This is a genomic window from Secundilactobacillus kimchicus JCM 15530, from assembly GCF_001433995.1.
Lineage (GTDB): Bacteria > Bacillota > Bacilli > Lactobacillales > Lactobacillaceae > Secundilactobacillus > Secundilactobacillus kimchicus.
The window spans coordinates 253,348-272,325 of sequence record NZ_AZCX01000004.1; the positions used below are offsets into that span (position 1 = coordinate 253,348).

Sequence of the window (18,978 nt, forward strand, 5' to 3'; positions counted from 1 at the left end):
GCTGACTCACAAGGTGCAAGTCAGCCCCAAAGTAAAAATACTTTAAAGATCTAATAGTGCCGTTAATTGCCCGATAGGTTTTGGCCCGCTGATAAGCAGGTGGGGCTGATGAGTCAAGGACTGGACTACCTAGTGAAAAGGCATGTCATCGCCAGGACGAACATCGTTGTCCCAATGTAACAATAGTTGTTCGGCAAACACGTATGCTGGGCAACGCGCACACCCTAGAACTCAAAATTATAGTAGCATATATCGCTAACTTTGACAATTATTCTGCCGTGTTGTGTTGTGCATGCCACAGTCGCCGATACTGATCCCCAAAGGCGACTTCATACTTTCCGTTGGCTTTGGGCTGATAATAATGAGTATTCTTAATTTTATTTGGCAGGTATTGTTGAGCTACCCAATCGTTTTCGTAGTTATGGGGGTACTTGTAATCGACCCCGTGGCCCAGTTTTTCAGCGCCTTTGTAGTGCGCGTCTTTAAGGTGGTTAGGCACGTCACCAGCTTTCCCGGCTTTGACGTCTGCAAGAGCCGTGTCGATCGCCGTAATTCCAGAATTTGACTTGGGGGATAGACAGAGTTCGATGACCGCATCAGCTAACGGAATCCGCCCTTCAGGTAAGCCTAGTCGTTCTGCGGATAAAATGGCGGCCAGGGTTCGCGCACAAGCCGGTGGATTCGCTAAGCCCACATCTTCGTAAGCAATGACAAGCAGTCTTCGCGCAATGGATTGGAGGTCACCCGCTACAATGAGTCGGGCCAGATAGTGAAGGGCGGCATCCGTATCGCTTCCCCGAATGGATTTTTGAAAGGCCGAAATAACATCGTAGTGTGCATCACCGTCTTTATCGTGAGAAAAAGCCTTCTTTTGAACGCACTCTTCAATGATTGGTAACGTCAGATGGACGTGGCCTTCGGAATCCTTCTCAGTTGAACGAGCGGCTAATTCAAGACCGTTCAGGGCACTTCTAAGGTCACCGTTCGTTGCAGTACTTAAAAAAGTCGCCGCCGTGTCGTCCAAACTAATGGGCCAATCACCCAGGCCGTTTTGCCGATCGGCCAGCGCTCGGTCTATGGCCCCCTTAATGTCGTCAGGAGTAAGGGGGTAGACTTCAAATATTTGCGTCCGTGACCGAATGGCCGGATTGATATTAATGTACGGATTTTCGGTGGTGGCGCCAATTAAAACGATTCGGCCGCTTTCAAGATGGGGCAGCAAAAAGTCTTGTTTGGTTTTGTCTAACCGGTGGATTTCATCCAATAGTAGAATAACCGTGCCACTCATTTTGGCTTCTTCAGCCACGACTTGCAGGTCCTTTTTGGAATCAGTCGCCGCGTTTAATTTCCGAAAAGCGTACTTGGTGGATCCCGCAATTGCGCTGGCAATGCTGGTTTTACCGGTTCCCGGTGGTCCATACAGAATCATGGATGATAGCATTTTAGCTTTGACCATCCGGTTAATAATCTTGCCATCACCGACCAAGTGTTGTTGACCAACGACATCTTCTAATTTTTGCGGACGCATGCGATACGCCAGAGGTTCGGACAATTTGGAAACTCCTTTCTTCACGATTCAACCGTCGTTTATCAGCATAAGCGACGGTTGAGGGGGATTAGTGACCGCTGAATAAATCCTTCAAGCGATCACCGAAACTTTTCTTTTCAGTCGTATTTTGGGTTGCCGACGAGGTTTCGGGATATTTTTGAGTGACATCGATCGGGTAAGCATCAATGGCGTGGTCGCTTGCAACAATCAGCCCCGAGCTCGTTGGTTGGTCGCCATAGAAGGCGTCTTGAACAATGGTAAATTCAATTTTTGCGGCACTTGCGGCCTGCATATAGGGACTCAGTGCTTGGCTGTCGATGTGGCCGTTAAAAATCACGTGAAAGTCTGGATTGGCTTTCAGTTCGGCTTTAAATCCTGCCAGTCCTATCTGATCGGTCACTTGTTGAATTGTCATGCGTAAGGATACTCGTTCACGGAAGGTACCAAGGTATTGGCGTTGTTCATCGGGATGGAGCTTGGGCGTGCCATAAATGGCGTTATCCAAGTGGGATGTTAAGTCGTCTTTATCGGCCATTTAAATCGACCACCTTTCTTTTAAGGTATAAGTAGTATAACATATAAGCACGTTTAGGACGGAATAGAGGCGGTTTAGAAATGTTTAATGACAGGGATTTTGAGGTGTTTGAAGACCCGACGTTAGCGGGTCGAATGGGTGGAATTAAATCAGAAATTGATCCAAAATTTGAAGCGATTGCGCCGCTCATCAGTGATTGGTTAGGCGCTTCAGCAACTCATATCGCTCAACATTTAAGGCGGCATAAAAACCCACCAATGAATACGTGGATAGCGTTTAACGAGCAGTTCCGAGGTTATAAAATGACGCCACATCTGATGCTTGGTTTTTGGGATGATCGGTTATTTGTTTGGTTGGCTTGTCTAGCAGAGGCCAGCCAACGCCAATGGCTAGCTAGCCAGTTAGAAACCCAATTGCCCGAGCTGGCTACTTTGGACGCAGCATTTCAAGTTAGCGGGAATCATATGGCCAAGGCCAGCGCACCTTTGACACTGGCTAACTCAGAGGTTGTCCTAGCACGCTATCGACAAATTAAGCAGGCTGATTTTTTGGTGGGCCGGCAGTGGTTTCGTGGTGAGTCAGTCTTTCAAGATGAGGGCACACAGCAAGCCGAATTGCATAAAACGGTCCGCGCGCTCCAACCATTTTATGCGCTCCTTCAAGGTGGCGAGCAGAAAAGCTAGTGTAAACTGGCTTCTGACGGCTTAAAGAATTGGATTTTGGGCAGAAAAAAAGAACGGCATCAGCCGTTCTTTTTTAAGTCTCATGAAATTAGAGCTTGTTGTAGTATTCAACGATTAATGATTCGTCAATGTCAGCATCAAGTTCTTCACGTTGTGGTAAACGAGTAAGCTTACCTTCGAGCTTATCAGCATCGAATTCAACGAATTGTGGACGACCAACAACTGCTTCAACGGCATCCTTAATGATTTGCATGTCTTTTGACTTTTCACGAACGCTGATCACTTGACCAGGCTTAACTTCGTATGAAGGAATGTCGACACGACTACCATCAACGGTGATGTGACCGTGGTTAACCAATTGACGAGCTTGGCGACGAGTAGTAGCCAAACCTAAGCGGTAAACCATGTTGTCCAAACGACGTTCGAGCATGATCATGAAGTTAACACCGTGCTTGCCTTCACGAATCTTGCCGGCACGTAAGAAGAGGTTCTTGAATTGACGTTCAGTTAAACCGTAAGTGAACCGTAACTTTTGCTTTTCGCGGAGTTGAGTACCGTATTCTGAAAGCTTACGTTGACGGGCTTGACCATGGTCACCAGGTGCGTATGGGCGACGGGCCAATTCCTTACCAGTACCAGAAAGTGAAATGCCAAGACGACGAGAAATACGCCAACTTGGGCCAGTATAACGAGACATATTGTTGTTCCTCCAAAAAATAGTATTGGAGTAAAATAAGCCATTATGAGTTTAGTATTCGTGCAGATCGCTTTGCAGGTTTCGCCGTCTGCAGCCGCAGGTTACTAACTGAACCACCAATTGGCAGTGATCTGTTGACGAGCTTACCACTCATCGCTGCATTATTTTACACAAACGACAGTGTACTTCAAATGACTAAGCAATGTCAAGGTGATTAACTAGAATATTGGCAAACTGTTCGAGTTCTTGCTTGTCGGCTTCACTAAATCGGCCGAGAGTCGGTGAGTCAATGTCCATGACGCCAATCTTGTGACCATTTTTGGTCAGGGGAACAACAACTTCAGCATTGCTGGCCGAATCACAGGCAATGTGGCCGGGAAATTCATGGACGTTTTTGACAAGTTGGGTAGTTTGCGTGGCTAGTGCGGTCCCACAGACCCCAGCGCCATTTTTGATGTGCATACAAGCGACTTGGCCTTGGAACGGACCTAAGACTAATTCGTCCGTCACATCATCATACAGGTAAAAACCCGCCCAGTTCAGATCAGATAAGCTTTGGTTAAGAAGGGCCGAGGCGTTGGATAGGTTCGCAACAAGGTTGTTTTCGTTGTCCAGTAAGGCATCCAATTGTTGGCTCATCATGGAAAGTTCTGTATTTTGCATATTCAAGCTCCTTTTTGTATGAAAACTAGAATTTCCGCTGAAGAGGGCGGATTATCTATGCTATAATTTAAGTTAGCCTAGATTTTAAAGGTAGCGAACCGAAAAATCAAACATATTCTACGGAATCGACTACTGATATGAGTGGAATAAAGGACGGGGATTGACGTTGAAGATTCTAGTGGGAATCATCATCTTAGCAATTGTGGTCTACGCCGCAATTCTAATATACCAACAATACTTATTACGACAAATTAAAGCGCTGGTTGACTCACAATCAGAGATTGATCCAGCCGCGATTCAAGCTGACATTGCTGGGGTTAAAACAATGAGTCTAACTGGAAAGACCTTAGAGCAGGTGAATCAGCTGGACACAGATTATTCAGATCTGACCGAAAATCGGTTGCCGCGGCTTACAGCACAACTTGAAGAAGCGCGCCAACAAGCCAAACAGTATCACCTGTTTCAGGCGGCCGCCAATAAGAACAAGGCTGCGGCATCGTTGCGAGTTGCCCGTCAAGTAGTCAAGCAGCTCGGCGAAAACGTCGATCAGCTTCAAAAAATTGACGCACAGCATAAAGAAGCGGTCACCGCGTTGCAACGCCGCTATCAAGAGCTAAGAAAAGCACTTTTGTCGAAGAATTTTCTGTATGGTGACAGCATTGATGCGCTTGAAACGCAATTGGCCACCTTGGAAGATAATAACGACACATTTAGCGCGTTAACGAGTCAGGGCGATCACGAAAAAGCAACGGCCTTGATGGAACAATTACAACGCGATACAGATCGTCTGGGCGAGCTGATTGAGCAGATCCCGCCACTGTATAAAATGTTAAAAGAGGAGTTTCCAGCCCAAATCGCCGAGATTAAATCAGGCCTGGCGACTTTAAAACAAGAGGGTTATCAATTTCCAGAATCCGATTTGGACGCCCAAGTGACACAACTTGATGAGGATCTTCAAGCGGCGTATGAAGCGTTAGCCAAATTGGATTTGAATGACGCCACAGCGATGAGTAAGCAGCTGGAAAGCAAGGCTGACCACTTGTACGACGTGATGGAAAAAGAAATGACTGCTAAGCCAAAAGTTGAGGCTAACCTTGACGTGTTAGCCAAGTTTATCGCCCATGCTAAAAACCAAAATAGTGTTTTGAGCAAGGAATTGGACCGATTGAGTCAAAATTACACGTTGGACCATGATGAACAAGCCACGGTGCACGACTTTGCAGGCCAACTTAAGACGGTCGAAAAGCAGTATCAAACGGATATAACGGCCATTCATGAAAATCAGGCCGTTTACACCGAAGTCTTCGATCGCCAAGAACAGCAACGGGCGGATCTTGAGGCAATGGAAACCCAGCAACAAGCGATTAACGAGGCTGTCGCCGGGTTGGCCGAGGAAGAAAAGCAGGCTTTGAAAACCTTACAACAATTTGACTTTGAGATGCATGCCATCCATCGCCAAGTCGCCAATCTTAATTTACCTGGGTTAGCAAAGGATTATACGGATTATTTTCAGGTCGTTTCAACCGAAATCGGCAAGTTAAACCATGACATTAATCAACCCCGAATTAATATGGAAGAGATCACAAAGCAGTTGATTATGATTCAGTCTGACTTGGATATTTTAAAGGAAAAGACCACTGACTTAATTGATAGCTCGCAATTAGCTGAGCAGCTGATCCAGTACGCTAACCGGTATCGGATGTCTCACGATGACGTGGCAGCGGCTAGTGACGAAGCCCAGCGGCTGTTTGACGAAGACTACAATTACGCTAAGAGTTTGGAATCCATTGCAACGGTGCTCGATCGGGTGGAGCCGGGGTCCTACAAGCGATTGGAGGACAACTATTACCAGTCGAAAAAACAACAACAAGATAATGATCCGCTTGAGGGGCTATAGGATACTAAGATTCTCAATCACGGTCATATAAAACAGCGGTAGACTTGATGCACCAAGTCTGCCGCTGTTTGTGTTAGGGGATACAGCTCCCCAAATCGGATATTAACCACCGCGAGAGGCTTGTCACTACTGATTTTTCTGTTATAATTGAGACTACTTTTTGATTGGAGTCGAACCAATCTAAATAAAGAGGCAGAGAAAATGATCTATTTTGATAACAGTGCTACAACCCAAGCAGCACCTGAAGTTGTGGACACTTATGACAAGGTCAGTCAGCAAATCTGGGGAAATCCGTCGAGCTTGCACCGGTTTGGTGAAGCCGCGTTTAACCTCCTTGAGCAGTCCCGAAAACAAATCGCGGATTTACTGGGCGTTCACCAGAGTGAAATTCTATTCACGAGTGGTGGCACGGAAGGCGATAACTGGGTCCTGAAGGGAACAGCCATTGAAAAGCGGGCTTTTGGGAATCACCTGATTACAACCGCTGTCGAACATCCGGCCATTCATAATTCAATGGAGCAATTGAAACAGTTGGGGTTTGAAGTCACTTACCTGCCAGTGGATGAAGCCGGCCGGATTTCAATTGCTGATTTAAAGGCCGCAATTCGGCCGACTACGATTTTAGTCTCAGTTATGGCGGTGAATAACGAAATTGGGACGATTCAACCGCTTAAGGCTGTGGCCGATGTCTTAGCTGATTATCCTAAGATTCATTATCATATCGATGCGGTTCAAGGCATTGGTAAGGGGATTCAAGATATGATCATGAACGACCGGGTGGACTTTGTGACTTTTTCTGGTCATAAGTTTCACGCACCTCGGGGGATTGGGTTTATCTACAAACGGCAGGGCCGGAAAATTGCCCCGTTATTGACGGGCGGTGGTCAGGAACGGAACCTTCGAAGTGGGACAGAAAACCTACCCGCGATTGCTGCAATGTCGAAGGCCCTTCGGTTATTATTAACCGATGAGGCTAAAAAGGTGGCCCAGCAGCGCGCCGTTAAGAATCGAATCTACCAACATATCAAGGATCGTGACCTTGTGACGCTGTTTTCCCAGCCAACGGATGATTTTGCGCCCCACATTTTGTGTTTTGCAATTAAAGGGGTCCGAGGGGAAACCATCGTTCACGCGTTTGAAGAACACGATATTTTTATTTCGACGACCAGCGCTTGCTCTTCAAAAAAACACATGGCGTCGAGTACCTTGATGGCCATGCATATTGATGAATCGGTGGCGACAAGCGCCATTCGGATTTCGTTAGACGCCAATAATACGTTGGCCGAAGCTGACGAGTTCAACCGGGTCTTTGATGTTTTGTATGATCAATTTAAAAAGTTAAGTCACACTGAGTCCAAATCGTCGGCTCAGGTGTAGAAGGGAGGCTCCAATGGATTATTCTGAAATTATGGTTCGCTACGGCGAACTGTCAACTAAGGGTAAGAACCGAAAGGATTTTATCCGGCAACTTGGTCAGAACGTGAAGGCTGCGTTGCAAGAATTTGCCGACTTGGAGATTCACGCCCAACATGACCGATTGCACGTAGCATTGAACGGGACGCCATCTGGTCCCGTTATTGACCGGCTAAAAGGGGTCTTTGGTATCGAAAACTTCTCCCCTGTTTTGAAGGTGGAAAAAACTAAGGATGCGATGTTCGAAGCGGCCAAGACGCTGATTGAGGCGCAGTATGAGCCAGGTATGACGTTCAAAATTAATACGAAGCGACAAGACCACCAATTTGAATTAGACACGAACCAAATCAACGATCAGTTGGGTGGTCACATTTTACGATCAATTCCAGTTATTACGGTCAAGATGAAACAACCTGATATCACGCTACGAGTAGAAGTGCGCCTAAACGGGATCTTTTTGAGTAGCGAAACAATTCATGGTGCTGGTGGATTACCAGTTGGCACTGGTGGCCGAGCCGTGATGATGTTATCTGGTGGCATTGATTCGCCCGTTGCAGCGTACATGGGAATGAAGCGTGGCGTGAAGCTGGATATGGTCCACTTCTTCAGTCCGCCGTACACCAGTGAGCAGGCACTTGCGAAAGCCAAAGAGCTAACGACAAAAATTGCCGGGTTTGCTGGCCACGTTCAATTTATTGCCGTACCGTTCACTAAGGTCCAAGAAGACATCAAAGAAAAAGTCCCAGAAGGTTATCTGATGACCATTCAACGCAGAATGATGCTCCGATTAACGGCCGCTATTGCTCAGCAACGAGGAGCAAAAGGGATTTTCACCGGGGAATCGCTGGGGCAGGTGGCCTCACAAACGTTGGAAAGCATGCTTGCCATCAACGATGTGACAACAATGCCAGTTTTACGGCCACTTGTTTCGATGGATAAGACTGAAATCATTAAGATTGCTGAAAAGATTGACACTTATGATCTGTCAATTTTGCCTTTTGAAGACTGCTGTACAATCTTCACACCACCGGCTCCTAAGACGCGGCCGGATCTAGAAAAAGTGCGGAACTTTGAAAAGTTGATTGATGTGGATGCTTTAATGGCGGAAGCGTTAGCTGGGGTGACGGTAGTCAATATCAAACCAGGTGACCATTATATGAACCAGCAAGAAGAGGTTTTTGCAGAACTGTTGTAATTCTGATGACAGGCGCTGTAAAATATCAAAGCCCTTGGTAGCAGGTAACTGTTGCTGGGGGTTTTTATTACCGTTTTTTGGCGTGACTTTAACTTGCATTTAGGTGAGTCACGCGTTAAATTAAACTAAAATCGATTCATTGAGTAAGGAGTGTTCACAGTGAAGATAACGTTTAATGGCAATCCAGCTGAGCTTGAAGCGACCCCACCAACGGTTGGGGAAGAACTACCAAAGTTCAAGGTTTTCGATAATCAAAATCAAAAAGTCAAGCGGGCTGATTTAGTCGGCCAACCACTGCTCATTTCGGTGGTTCCAGACATCAACACGTCAGTTTGCAGCACCCAGACTCATAAATTCAACCAACAGGCCGATCATTATCCTCATGCAACTTTTGTGACGATCTCAAATAATGCGGTCGCAGAGCAGGAGGGATGGTGTGCCGCTGAAGGGGTAGCCCACCTGCAACTGTTGTCGGATGAAGAGCTTTCATTTGGCTATGCTACGGGGCTTTATCTGCCGACAGTTGGGTTATTAGCAAGAAGTATTTTCGTGGTCGATGAGGCGGGGGTTATCACTTATTCAGAGATTGTCCCCGAAGCAACCCACGAGCCCAATTACGTGGCTGCTCTAGAAGCTTTGGAAAAGTTGACAGACAGAGTTGACGCTTAGTCAAAAATTGGCTATCATAACGGATATAAGCATTGAGCAAGAGAGTAGATTAACCGGCTTTGATCAGAGAGTGGATGGTTGCTGAAAATTCCGCCGGCCAGTTAATTGAACGTAGCTTGTGAGCTGTTGGACTGAACCAAGTAGGTCTAACCGGTGTAACGGCCGTTAACGATTGTTATTAAGAGGGGCCTAAACGCCCAATTTAGGTGGTACCGCGAAGCACTTCGTCCTATGTTATTAGGACGGGGTGCTTTTCTTTTTAACAATTAAAAATGAATCTGGAGAGGAAGTTTGACATGGCAGATAAAGAAACGACACAAATGCCACCAAAGTACGACCCCCAAGCAGTGGAAGCGGGTCGATACGACGAGTGGTTGGACGAAGGGTTATTCAAACCGAGTGGGGATCAAAAAGCCCACCCGTATTCAATTGTGATTCCACCGCCAAACGTGACGGGAAAACTCCACCTCGGCCACGCCTGGGATACCACGTTGCAAGATATGATTATTCGTCAAAAACGGATGCAGGGATTTGACACCCTTTGGTTACCAGGGATGGACCACGCCGGAATTGCAACTCAGGCCAAGGTTGAGGCTAAGTTGCGCGAGCAAGGTATTTCCCGCTATGATCTGGGCCGTGAAAAGTTCATTGAAAAAGTCTGGGAGTGGAAAGACGAATACGCAAATACCATTAAGACCCAGTGGGGCAAGTTAGGGCTGTCATTAGACTATTCTCGGGAACGGTTTACGCTGGATTCAGGATTATCTGATGCGGTTAAAAAGGTCTTTGTATCGCTTTACAAGAAAGGCTTAATCTACCGTGGCGAATACATCATTAACTGGGATCCTCAAGCCCGCACCGCCTTGTCAGACATTGAGGTCATCCATGAAGACGACAAGGGTGCTTTCTACCACATCAAATACAAGTTTGCCGATGGCGAAACGACGCTTGATGGGAAGGATTACATCGAAATTGCCACAACTCGGCCGGAAACCATGATGGGTGATACCGCCATTGCGGTGAACCCCCACGACGAACGTTATAAAAATGTTGTGGGTAAAAAGGTTATCTTGCCGTTAGCCAATCGTGAGATTCCGATTATTACCGACCAACACGCCGACCCTGAGTTTGGAACTGGGGCCGTTAAAATTACACCGGCTCACGATCCTAATGACTTTTTGGTAGGGAACCGGCACAACCTAGAACGAATTAATACGATGAATGAAGACGCCACCATGAATGAAAAGGCCGGTAAGTATGAAGGCCTGGATCGCTTTGAAGCTCGGAAAGCCATGATTCAAGATTTACAAGATCAGGACTTGATGATTGCCATTGATCCCATCGTTCACTCTGTGGGCCACTCCGAGCGGACTGGCGTTCAGGTAGAAGCTCGATTATCTACTCAGTGGTTTGTTAAGATGAAGCCGTTAGCTGAACAAGCACTGAAAAACCAAATGACGGACGATAAAGTTGATTTTGTGCCGGACCGGTTTGAAAAAACCTTTAGCCAGTGGATGGAAAACGTTCACGATTGGGTTATTTCGCGGCAACTTTGGTGGGGCCATCAAATTCCAGCTTGGTACAACAAGAAAACTGGTGAGCTCTACGTTGACGAACAGCCGCCAAAGGATATTGAAAATTGGGAACAGGACAAAGATGTTTTGGATACTTGGTTCTCAAGTGCCTTATGGCCGTTCTCGACCATGGGTTGGCCTAATACGGAAGCTGCTGATTTTAAGCGGTATTTCCCGACGGATACCTTGGTCACCGGTTACGATATTATTTTCTTCTGGGTTTCTCGGATGATTTTCCAGAGTCTGGAATTTACGGGTCGTCGGCCATTTAAGAACGTTTTGTTACACGGTCTGATTCGCGATGAAGAGGGCCGTAAAATGAGTAAGTCACTGGGGAATGGGATTGATCCGATGGACGTCATTGACCAGTACGGTGCTGATGCTTTACGGTGGTTCTTGTCAAACGGCTCAACCCCTGGTCAAGATATTCGGTTCTCATACAAGAAGATGGACTCGGCGTGGAACTTTATTAATAAGATTTGGAACGCGAGCCGTTACGTCATCATGAACCTTGGTGAAATGACGAAACCAGAGTTGCCAGATAAAGCAAGTTGGGACTTAGCCGACCGGTGGATTTTGAGTCGTTTGAACCAGACGGTTGCCCAAGTCACAGAGCAGTTCGAGAAGTTTAATTTCGGTGAAGCGGGTCGGGCGCTTTACGACTTTATCTGGAATGACTTCTGTGATTGGTACATTGAAATGAGCAAGGAAGTGCTGACGGGCGCTGATGAACAAGCCAAGAATAAAACTCGAAACGTCCTGGCCTACGTTCTTGACCAAACATTACGGCTGTTGCACCCAATTATGCCGTTTGTGACCGAAAAAATTTGGTTAACGATGCCTCACGTGGGTGATTCATTGGTGGTCGCAGCTTATCCTGAAACCCATGCCGACTTCGACGATCAAAAGGCAATTGATGACATGAGTCGCTTAATTGAATTGATTAAGGCAGTCCGAAATATCCGTGCTGAAGCCAATGCGCCAATGTCATCGCCAATTGACGTGCTGATCAAAACGGATAATGGGGCTTTACAAACCATGTTTGAAGCTAACCGGGATTACATTGACCGCTTTGTTCATCCAAAGACGATGGTCATTGGTGCTGATGTTCAAGCGCCAAAATTAGCGATGACGGGGATTGTTTCAGATGCCGAATTGTACGTTCCATTAGCTGAATTGGTTGACTTGAATGAAGAAGCAGCTCGGTTGCAAAAAGAAGTTGAGAAGTTTGAGGCCGAGGTGTCGCGGGCCCAAAAGAAACTGGCCAATGAAAAATTTGTTGCGAACGCGCCGGCCGATGTAGTGGAAGCGGAACGTCAAAAGCAAACGGAAAACGAAAGTAAGTTACAAGCAACTAAAGACCGTTTAGCGGCATTAAAGGCTGAACAGTAGGTTAACAGACACCGACTAGGGTGTGATGGTCTTATTTATTAGCCAACCTAACTCGAAGTAAAGGCTTGAATGCTGTTTAAATCAATCATTTGGGGGTAAGCTTGAATTGTTCATCAAGCCTATCCCCAATTTTGGTATTTTGAGCTTGGTTAAGGAGCAGAAGAAATGATTGAAACTTATGAAGCCGCACTGGCTTTTATTCACGGCAGAACGCAATTTAAAAAAAGTGATCAACTCCGACGCATGAACGCCTTTATGGATCGCCTGGGAAATCCACAACGGGATTTATCCATTATTCACGTTGCAGGGACGAACGGAAAAGGCTCAACAGTCGCGTTCTTACAGAATTTGTTGGTGGCTAATGGACACACCGTGGGAACTTTTACATCACCATTTTTAATGCGGTTTAACGAACGGATTTCAATTAATGGAGAACCCATTAGTGATGCCGATTTGTTAACGCTTATTAACGTTGTAAAACCGGTCGTTGACGAACTAGACGCCACTTATCCGGAAGGTGGGCCAACTGAGTTTGAAATCATCACAGCGATGATGTTTGTTTACTTTAAGGGCCGCGTTGACGTGGCAATCGTCGAAGTCGGCATTGGCGGATTACTTGATTCTACCAACGTTTTAACGCCGGCCGTCGCGGTTATTACGACAATTGGCTATGATCATATGCGATTGCTAGGCGACACGCTGCCAAAAATTGCCGCTCAAAAGGCAGGAATTATTAAGCCTAAAGTTCCGGTTGTTATCGGTCAATTACCGGCGGCCGCCAAACAGGTCATTCAGCAAACGGCCCAACGGCAAGCTGCCCCACTTTATCAGCCCGATTCAAGCTATCACACCCGTTTGAAACCAAGTGCTGGCTGGCAAGAACGATTCGATTATGAGTTTAATGGTGTTCGGTATCCCGACCTGCAAATTCAACTACTTGGCGATTACCAAGTTGCCAACGCCAGCAGTGCGCTGACCGCTTTTTTGGTGTATGAGACTCAGATGCAACAAAAGGTCCAAGCGCGGACGGTGAAGCAGGCCCTGAAAGAAACCAAGTGGCCTGGCCGATTTGAAGCGGTGGTGGACGACCCACTCATTGTCTTGGATGGGGCCCACAACCAACCGGCTATGTCAGAGTTGACTCGGTTGGTCAATGCAAGGTTCTCGGATCGCGAGGTCTACGTTTTATTTGCTGTGTTAGCTGACAAGCAATTTGAGAAAATGCTAGCCATTTTATTGCAAATTAAGCATGTGCACCTCGTGTTGACAACCTTCAATGGCCCTGGTCACCGAGTGGTTGAATCGCCCGAGTCGTTGGCCAAACAGTATGGCGATGACCCCCGGATTAGGGTGGTTGAGGACTGGCAACTCGGGATTGCTCAGATTCTTCGAACGATGTCGGCGGATGATTTATTTTTAATTACGGGCTCGCTGTATTTTATTTCGGATGTGCGTCATTTTTTCAAGGACGAGTCATAAAAGTTAAATTCCATTAAAAAAAAAAGAAAACCTTGCAGAGCTACCAATAAATTAGGTATGCTTGTTGCTGGCTACTAGTGATTCAGATAGTAGAGGTATGGTATAATACATCTAACAGACTAATTGATACAATCGTGTGATTGTGGGTTAATGAAGGGATGAAAAAGAGTGTTCGGATTAGGAACTAAAAACATCGGCATCGACCTTGGGACGGCCAATACGATTGTTTACGTTGACGGCAAGGGTATCGTTTTACGTGAACCTTCAGTGGTTGCCAAGAATACAAAAACGGGCGAAATCGTTTCCGTGGGGGAAGACGCACGGGCAATGATCGGTCGGACGCCGGCTAGCATCGTTGCCATTCGGCCAATGAAAGACGGGGTTATCGCTGATTACGATACAACCGTTGCCATGATGAAGTATTACATTCAAAAAACGTTAGGTAATTCAAGTGGTAAGCCATACGTGATGGTTTGCGTCCCAAGTGGTGTGACGGAAGTCGAAAAGCGGGCCGTGATTGATGCGACTCGCGTGGCTGGCGCGCGTGATGCGTACGTTATCGAAGAACCATTTGCAGCTGCCATCGGGGCTGGTCTACCAGTTATGGATCCGACGGGGAGTATGGTTGTTGACATTGGTGGTGGGACCACTGATGTGGCGACAATCTCACTTGGTGGCATCGTTTCAAGTCGGTCAATTCGCATGGCGGGTGATAAGTTGGACGAAGCCATCATTGCTTATGTTCGCCAACACTTTAATTTATTGATTGGGGAACGAACGGCTGAACAATTAAAGATGGACATTGGGTCAGCGTCAGTAGAAGCGGCGGCTGACCAGGACGGTGCCTCAATTCGTGGTCGCGACCTGATTTCAGGGCTGCCAAAGACCATCGAAGTTTCGTCTTCAGACATTGCCGAAGCGATTCATGAAGGCGTTGAAGAAGTGATCACTGCCATTAAAGAAACCCTAGAAGAAACGTCGCCTGAAATCGCTGCTGACGTCATCGACCACGGGATTGTTTTAACTGGTGGCGGCGCTTTGTTGCGTAACTTACCAGACGTGATCGCGGATGCCACTAAAGTTCCGGTATTCATCGCAAATGACCCGCTAGATTGTGTTGCAATCGGAACCGGTGAATCGCTGAAGAGTATCGACGTTATGAAGAAAAAATAACGACTTAGCGGGAAGCGTACTTCCCGCTTATTTTATTAGCGCGTCAATCACCACATTTTGTAAACAATTCACTGGAGGACAATCATGAATAAATTCTTTTCCAACCGACGATTAGTGATCATCATTGTAGGTTTAATCGTCAGTTTCGGATTAATGAGTTTCTCCGTCGTGGTTCGTAACAACCGGGCAACGCCACCGATGATTCAACAATTCGGAAACGATGTGGTCGGGCTTGGTAACCGGCTGGTCGCGCTACCAGTGGCGGGCGTCAAGAATTCGGTTAGTTCAATTTCGAACTTGTTAAACACGTATCAGGAAAACAACCGGTTAAAAAAACAGGTGCAACAGCTGGCCCAAACAAAGGTTCGTGATCAAGCCTTAACGGGTGAGAATCAAAAGCTTAAAACGCAACTGAAACTGAATAACACCCTGACCGATTACGATGCCTTGACGGCGACTGTCATCGCCCGGACGCCTTCATCTTGGCAGGACCAAGTCGTTATTGATAAGGGAAGCGCAGCGGGAATCAAGAAGAACATGCCTGTCTTATCGGGAAAGGGTCTTGTTGGTCGGATTGCGGAAGTGAACCGAACCAACAGTAAAGTTGAGTTGTTATCCAATACGAACGAGGCAGCTAACCGGTTTGCCGTTCAGATTACTAATAAGAGCGGTGAGACGGTGAATGGTATTATCTCCGGGTATGATAACGACAAGAACCAAATTGAGATGGGAAACATTACCACTAAAAAGAAGATTGAAAAGGGCGATCGGGTTTCGACCAGTGGTCTGGGTGGCGTCATGCCAGCCGGATTATACATTGGGACTGTTGCAGCTACCGGTCATGATGATTACGGCTTAGCTTCCAAGATTATGATCAACCCGGCGGCTGATGTTTCCTCGGTTAGTTTTGTCACTGTCGCCATCAGACAAGCCCAAACGACGGAATAGGGGGGAGACGATTGGCAAGAGCAACAAAAATGAAGTACGGCTTTCCCATTATCCTGTTTATCTGGCTGTACCTCGATGGGATTATCGGGGCGGCCTTTCAACCACAACTGTTTCATTACCCATACGCAATGAGCAGTTATTTGGTGGTTTTGTGGTTAGTTTTTACTGTTTTGTTTGAAGGACCACATAATAATCACCTCGAAATTTGGGCAGCCATTGTTGGCTGTGTCTTCGACTTATATTACACGGGAATTTTAGGTGTTTTTGTCTTTGTATTCCCCATTGTTGTGTTGGTCACCAAGGTTGGTTACCGTGAGTTTCCAGTCAGTTTTTTAAGTGGCTTACTCATTGTATTTATTGACATCACAATTGTGACCTTTGCCAGTTTCGTGGCTAATATGGTCACCCATTTGACCAGTGCCTCCGTTGCGGACATGCTGGTGTATTCATTAGGGCCGACATTGGCGTATAATCTAGCGGCATTTGTGATTTTGTATTATCCAATTCAACGGCTGTTCGACTGGATGAGCAGTTAGGGAGGTTTGTAGAATGCAAGCAGTTGTACTGCGAGGCAATCAGGATGGTTATCAGTTGGCAATCGACCAGTCAGCGGATTTCGAAGCGGTTAAAACGGGGTTACGAGAATTACTTGATAACCTCTCGGCGGATGCTGAAGCGACCGTTAAAATCAGTTTTGATGTTTTGACCGGGGATCGATTATTATCCGCTGACCAAAATCGGCAGCTCGAAGCGATTGTTAGTGAGTATGCGGGTTTTTCGATCCATAAAATTACGGCCAACGTTATGACAATCGAAGAGGCCTTTTATTTAAAAGAGCAGGACAACGTGCACTTGTTGACGCAAACAATTCGGAATGGTCAGCGCGTCGAAATGAAGGGTGATGTCTTGTTTTTAGGAACCATCAACGAAGGTGGTAACCTGACCACGTCTGGTAACTTGTATTTGTTGGGGGACGTCATGGGAGTCGTCCATGCTGGTGCTCCAAGTTTCGAGGATAAGCTCATCATCGGCGATCTGCATCAGGCTCAGCAAGTTCGAATTGGCGAACAAATTAATATTATTGAAGCGGATCAACTAGCCGCTGATCATAAAACGGTGGCCTACGTGAATGACCTACATACTGTCACCTATGGTCACTTACATGAGCTAAAAGAAATCAATCCAAAGTTATACCACCAAATAGGAGGTTAGGTAGATGGGAAAGTCGATAGTAATTACGTCTGGTAAGGGCGGTGTGGGGAAAACGACCTCCAGCGCCAATATTGGAACTGCCCTTGCTCTGATGGGGAAACGGGTGTGTCTCGTTGATCTAGATATTGGATTACGTAATTTAGATGTGGTTCTGGGCCTGGATAATCGGATTATCTACGACATTGTCGACGTTGTAGCCGGACGGGCAAAATTAGCACAGGCGCTTGTCAAAGACAAACGATTTGACGATTTACTGTACTTACTGCCAGCCGCCCAAAATACTGATAAAACGGCGCTTAATGAAGATGAAGCCCGGGCAATTATTGATGAATTAAAACCAGATTTTGACTACGTTTTGATTGATTGTCCGGCCGGAATTGAACAGGGCTTTATGAATGCCATCGCAGGTGCTGATACAGCGATTATCGTCACAACACCAGAAATCTCGGCTGTGCGTGATGCGGACCGCGTGGTGGGATTATTAGAGAAGAATCCGTTGCAAGAAGAATCCCATATCGTCATTAACCGGATTCGCCCGCACATGATGGACGAAGGCGACGTCATGGATATTGATGAAATCACCCATCATTTGGGCGTGCCACTGTTAGGAATTGTTGTGGATGACGACGAAGTTATCGCAACCTCTAATCATGGTGAACCGGTGGTCCTGAAGACTGACAATCCTGCTGGCCGTGGTTACCGCGATATCGCGCGGCGGCTGGAGGGTGAAACGGTTCCGTTAATGAACATTCAAACGGCTAAACCGAGCTTTTGGAGCAAGGTGGCGTCATGGTTTAAGCGCGGTTAGCCAATTTTTTTCTTGACTAATGTTGTGAATTCGCTATAATGAGAATAATTTAATAAAAGAAACTTTGATCAGACTAGTAGGAAGATTATCTTGGTTAGAGAGCTCCGGTTGGTGAAAAGGGGTCCTGATAACTTGCGAATCACATCTGGGAGTTGACTCTTTGAAGGTTAGTAGAAGAGGCCCGGTTAGCTCGTTATCGCTGAAGTTTAAACATTAAACTTACTGAGGTCTGTCGTGTGAACGACTGACAAGTATGAGGTGGAACCGCGATAATCGCCCTCTTGGAATTTTTTCCAAGAGGGTTTTTTAATGCTTAAACTTCATGAGGTCTGTGACGTGAGTGACAGACGAACTGAGGTGGAACCACGACGAGTCGTCCTCTTGAACTAGTGTTTAGTCCAAGGGGACTTTTTTATTTTAGAAGGGGGAGTCATGATGTTAAATTATGCTGGTGAAATTTTACCGTCGCTGATGAGCGGCGCTTGGATGACGGTCCAGATTTTCTTTTGGACCTTGATTATTTCAATCCCATTAGGCATTATTGTTAGCCTGGGATTACGGTCGCGTGTCGCACCAATTCGGTGGGTGTTAAAGTTTTATGTTTGGTTGATGCGAGGGACACCGCTGCTGTTGCAACTGATTTTTGTCTTTTACGGATTGCCAGTGGTCCACATTATTTTTGAGCGTTACGACGCTGCCATTTTTGCTTTTATTTTAAACTATACGGCATACTTTGCCGAAATATTCCGGGGCGGCTTCCAAGCGATTCCGGAAGGACAATATGAAAGTGCTAAAGTGTTGCGATTAACGCGCTGGCAAACGCTACGTAAAATCGTGATCCCCCAAGTGGTTAAAATTGTCGTACCATCAATTGGCAATGAAACAATCAATTTGATCAAAGATTCTTCCTTGGTTTACGTGATCGGGTTAGGCGATTTATTACGGGCCGGCAATATCGCGATGTCGCGCGATGTCACCTTGTTACCGTTAGTCATGGTTGGGGTTATCTACCTGCTGATGACTGCAATTGCGACTTATCTGTTGCGGCGGATTGAACAACACTACAGCACTTGGCGTTAGTTAGGAGGTCT

17 protein-coding genes and 2 other annotated features are annotated in these 18,978 nt (G+C 46.4%); of the genes, 13 read left to right on the top strand and 4 right to left on the bottom strand.

Going from position 1 to position 18,978, the window contains the following annotated elements; genetic code table 11:
• Window positions 1-268 precede the first annotated feature (268 nt).
• Both FC96_RS07520 and FC96_RS07525 read right to left on the bottom strand, forming a co-directional pair.
• Window positions 269-1,552, bottom strand: a complete 1,284-nt coding sequence (locus FC96_RS07520; protein ID WP_056942550.1) for a replication-associated recombination protein A — start codon at window positions 1,550-1,552, stop codon at window positions 269-271.
• 64 nt (window positions 1,553-1,616) lie between these two features.
• Entirely contained in the window at window positions 1,617-2,084 is a 468-nt protein-coding gene (locus FC96_RS07525; protein ID WP_055679692.1) for a YueI family protein, read from the bottom strand.
• Between the two features lie 80 nt (window positions 2,085-2,164).
• On the opposite strand from FC96_RS07525, the gene FC96_RS07530 reads away from it, so the two are divergent.
• Window positions 2,165-2,767, top strand: coding sequence for a DUF1054 family protein (locus tag FC96_RS07530; RefSeq protein ID WP_056942551.1), 603 nt, complete (start codon window positions 2,165-2,167; stop codon window positions 2,765-2,767).
• Window positions 2,768-2,855: 88 nt separating this feature from the next.
• Here the strand turns inward: FC96_RS07530 and rpsD are convergent, their stop codons facing one another.
• Together rpsD and FC96_RS07540 are read right to left on the bottom strand one after the other, a co-directional pair.
• Window positions 2,856-3,464, bottom strand: a complete 609-nt coding sequence (gene rpsD, locus FC96_RS07535; protein WP_055679694.1) for a 30S ribosomal protein S4 — start codon at window positions 3,462-3,464, stop codon at window positions 2,856-2,858.
• 195 nt (window positions 3,465-3,659) lie between these two features.
• Entirely contained in the window at window positions 3,660-4,127 is a 468-nt protein-coding gene (locus tag FC96_RS07540; protein ID WP_055679695.1) for a GAF domain-containing protein, read from the bottom strand.
• A gap of 166 nt (window positions 4,128-4,293) precedes the next feature.
• On the opposite strand from FC96_RS07540, the gene ezrA reads away from it, so the two are divergent.
• The 12 genes from ezrA (at window position 4,294) to FC96_RS07600 (ending at window position 18,967) form a co-directional block, all read left to right on the top strand.
• A complete protein-coding gene (ezrA, locus tag FC96_RS07545; protein WP_056942552.1) occupies window positions 4,294-6,024 on the top strand; it encodes a septation ring formation regulator EzrA in 1,731 nt (576 codons plus the stop codon).
• Window positions 6,025-6,225: 201 nt separating this feature from the next.
• Window positions 6,226-7,401, top strand: coding sequence for a cysteine desulfurase family protein (locus FC96_RS07550; protein WP_056942553.1), 1,176 nt, complete (start codon window positions 6,226-6,228; stop codon window positions 7,399-7,401).
• Between the two features lie 13 nt (window positions 7,402-7,414).
• Complete coding sequence (gene thiI / locus FC96_RS07555) at window positions 7,415-8,632, top strand: tRNA uracil 4-sulfurtransferase ThiI (protein WP_056942554.1); 1,218 nt, start codon at window positions 7,415-7,417, stop codon at window positions 8,630-8,632.
• Window positions 8,633-8,791: 159 nt separating this feature from the next.
• The gene (gene tpx / locus FC96_RS07560; protein WP_055679700.1) at window positions 8,792-9,301 is read left to right on the top strand and encodes a thiol peroxidase; all 510 of its coding nucleotides are present in this window, start codon (window positions 8,792-8,794) and stop codon (window positions 9,299-9,301) included.
• Between the two features lie 23 nt (window positions 9,302-9,324).
• Window positions 9,325-9,536 (top strand) — a binding site (T-box leader).
• A gap of 61 nt (window positions 9,537-9,597) precedes the next feature.
• A complete protein-coding gene (locus tag FC96_RS07565) occupies window positions 9,598-12,267 on the top strand; it encodes a valine--tRNA ligase (protein ID WP_056942555.1) in 2,670 nt (889 codons plus the stop codon).
• A gap of 165 nt (window positions 12,268-12,432) precedes the next feature.
• Window positions 12,433-13,746, top strand: a complete 1,314-nt coding sequence (locus tag FC96_RS07570; protein ID WP_056942556.1) for a bifunctional folylpolyglutamate synthase/dihydrofolate synthase — start codon at window positions 12,433-12,435, stop codon at window positions 13,744-13,746.
• Window positions 13,747-13,914: 168 nt separating this feature from the next.
• Window positions 13,915-14,919 carry a rod shape-determining protein gene (locus FC96_RS07575; protein WP_056942557.1) on the top strand — a complete coding sequence of 335 codons (1,005 nt, stop codon included), beginning with the start codon at window positions 13,915-13,917 and terminating at the stop codon, window positions 14,917-14,919.
• An 84-nt stretch (window positions 14,920-15,003) separates the two neighbouring features.
• A complete protein-coding gene (mreC, locus tag FC96_RS07580; RefSeq protein ID WP_056942558.1) occupies window positions 15,004-15,867 on the top strand; it encodes a rod shape-determining protein MreC in 864 nt (287 codons plus the stop codon).
• Between the two features lie 11 nt (window positions 15,868-15,878).
• The gene (gene mreD, locus FC96_RS07585) at window positions 15,879-16,403 is read left to right on the top strand and encodes a rod shape-determining protein MreD (protein WP_056942559.1); all 525 of its coding nucleotides are present in this window, start codon (window positions 15,879-15,881) and stop codon (window positions 16,401-16,403) included.
• Window positions 16,404-16,416: 13 nt separating this feature from the next.
• Complete coding sequence (locus tag FC96_RS07590) at window positions 16,417-17,079, top strand: septum site-determining protein MinC (RefSeq protein WP_055679701.1); 663 nt, start codon at window positions 16,417-16,419, stop codon at window positions 17,077-17,079.
• A gap of 4 nt (window positions 17,080-17,083) precedes the next feature.
• On the top strand, window positions 17,084-17,887 hold the full coding sequence (gene minD, locus FC96_RS07595) for a septum site-determining protein MinD (protein ID WP_056942560.1): 804 nt from the start codon (window positions 17,084-17,086) through the stop codon (window positions 17,885-17,887).
• A gap of 55 nt (window positions 17,888-17,942) precedes the next feature.
• Window positions 17,943-18,171: a binding site (T-box leader), on the top strand.
• Window positions 18,172-18,319: 148 nt separating this feature from the next.
• Window positions 18,320-18,967: an amino acid ABC transporter permease gene (locus tag FC96_RS07600; RefSeq protein WP_055679702.1), complete on the top strand. Its 648-nt coding sequence runs from the start codon at window positions 18,320-18,322 to the stop codon at window positions 18,965-18,967.
• Window positions 18,968-18,978: the final 11 nt, after the last annotated feature.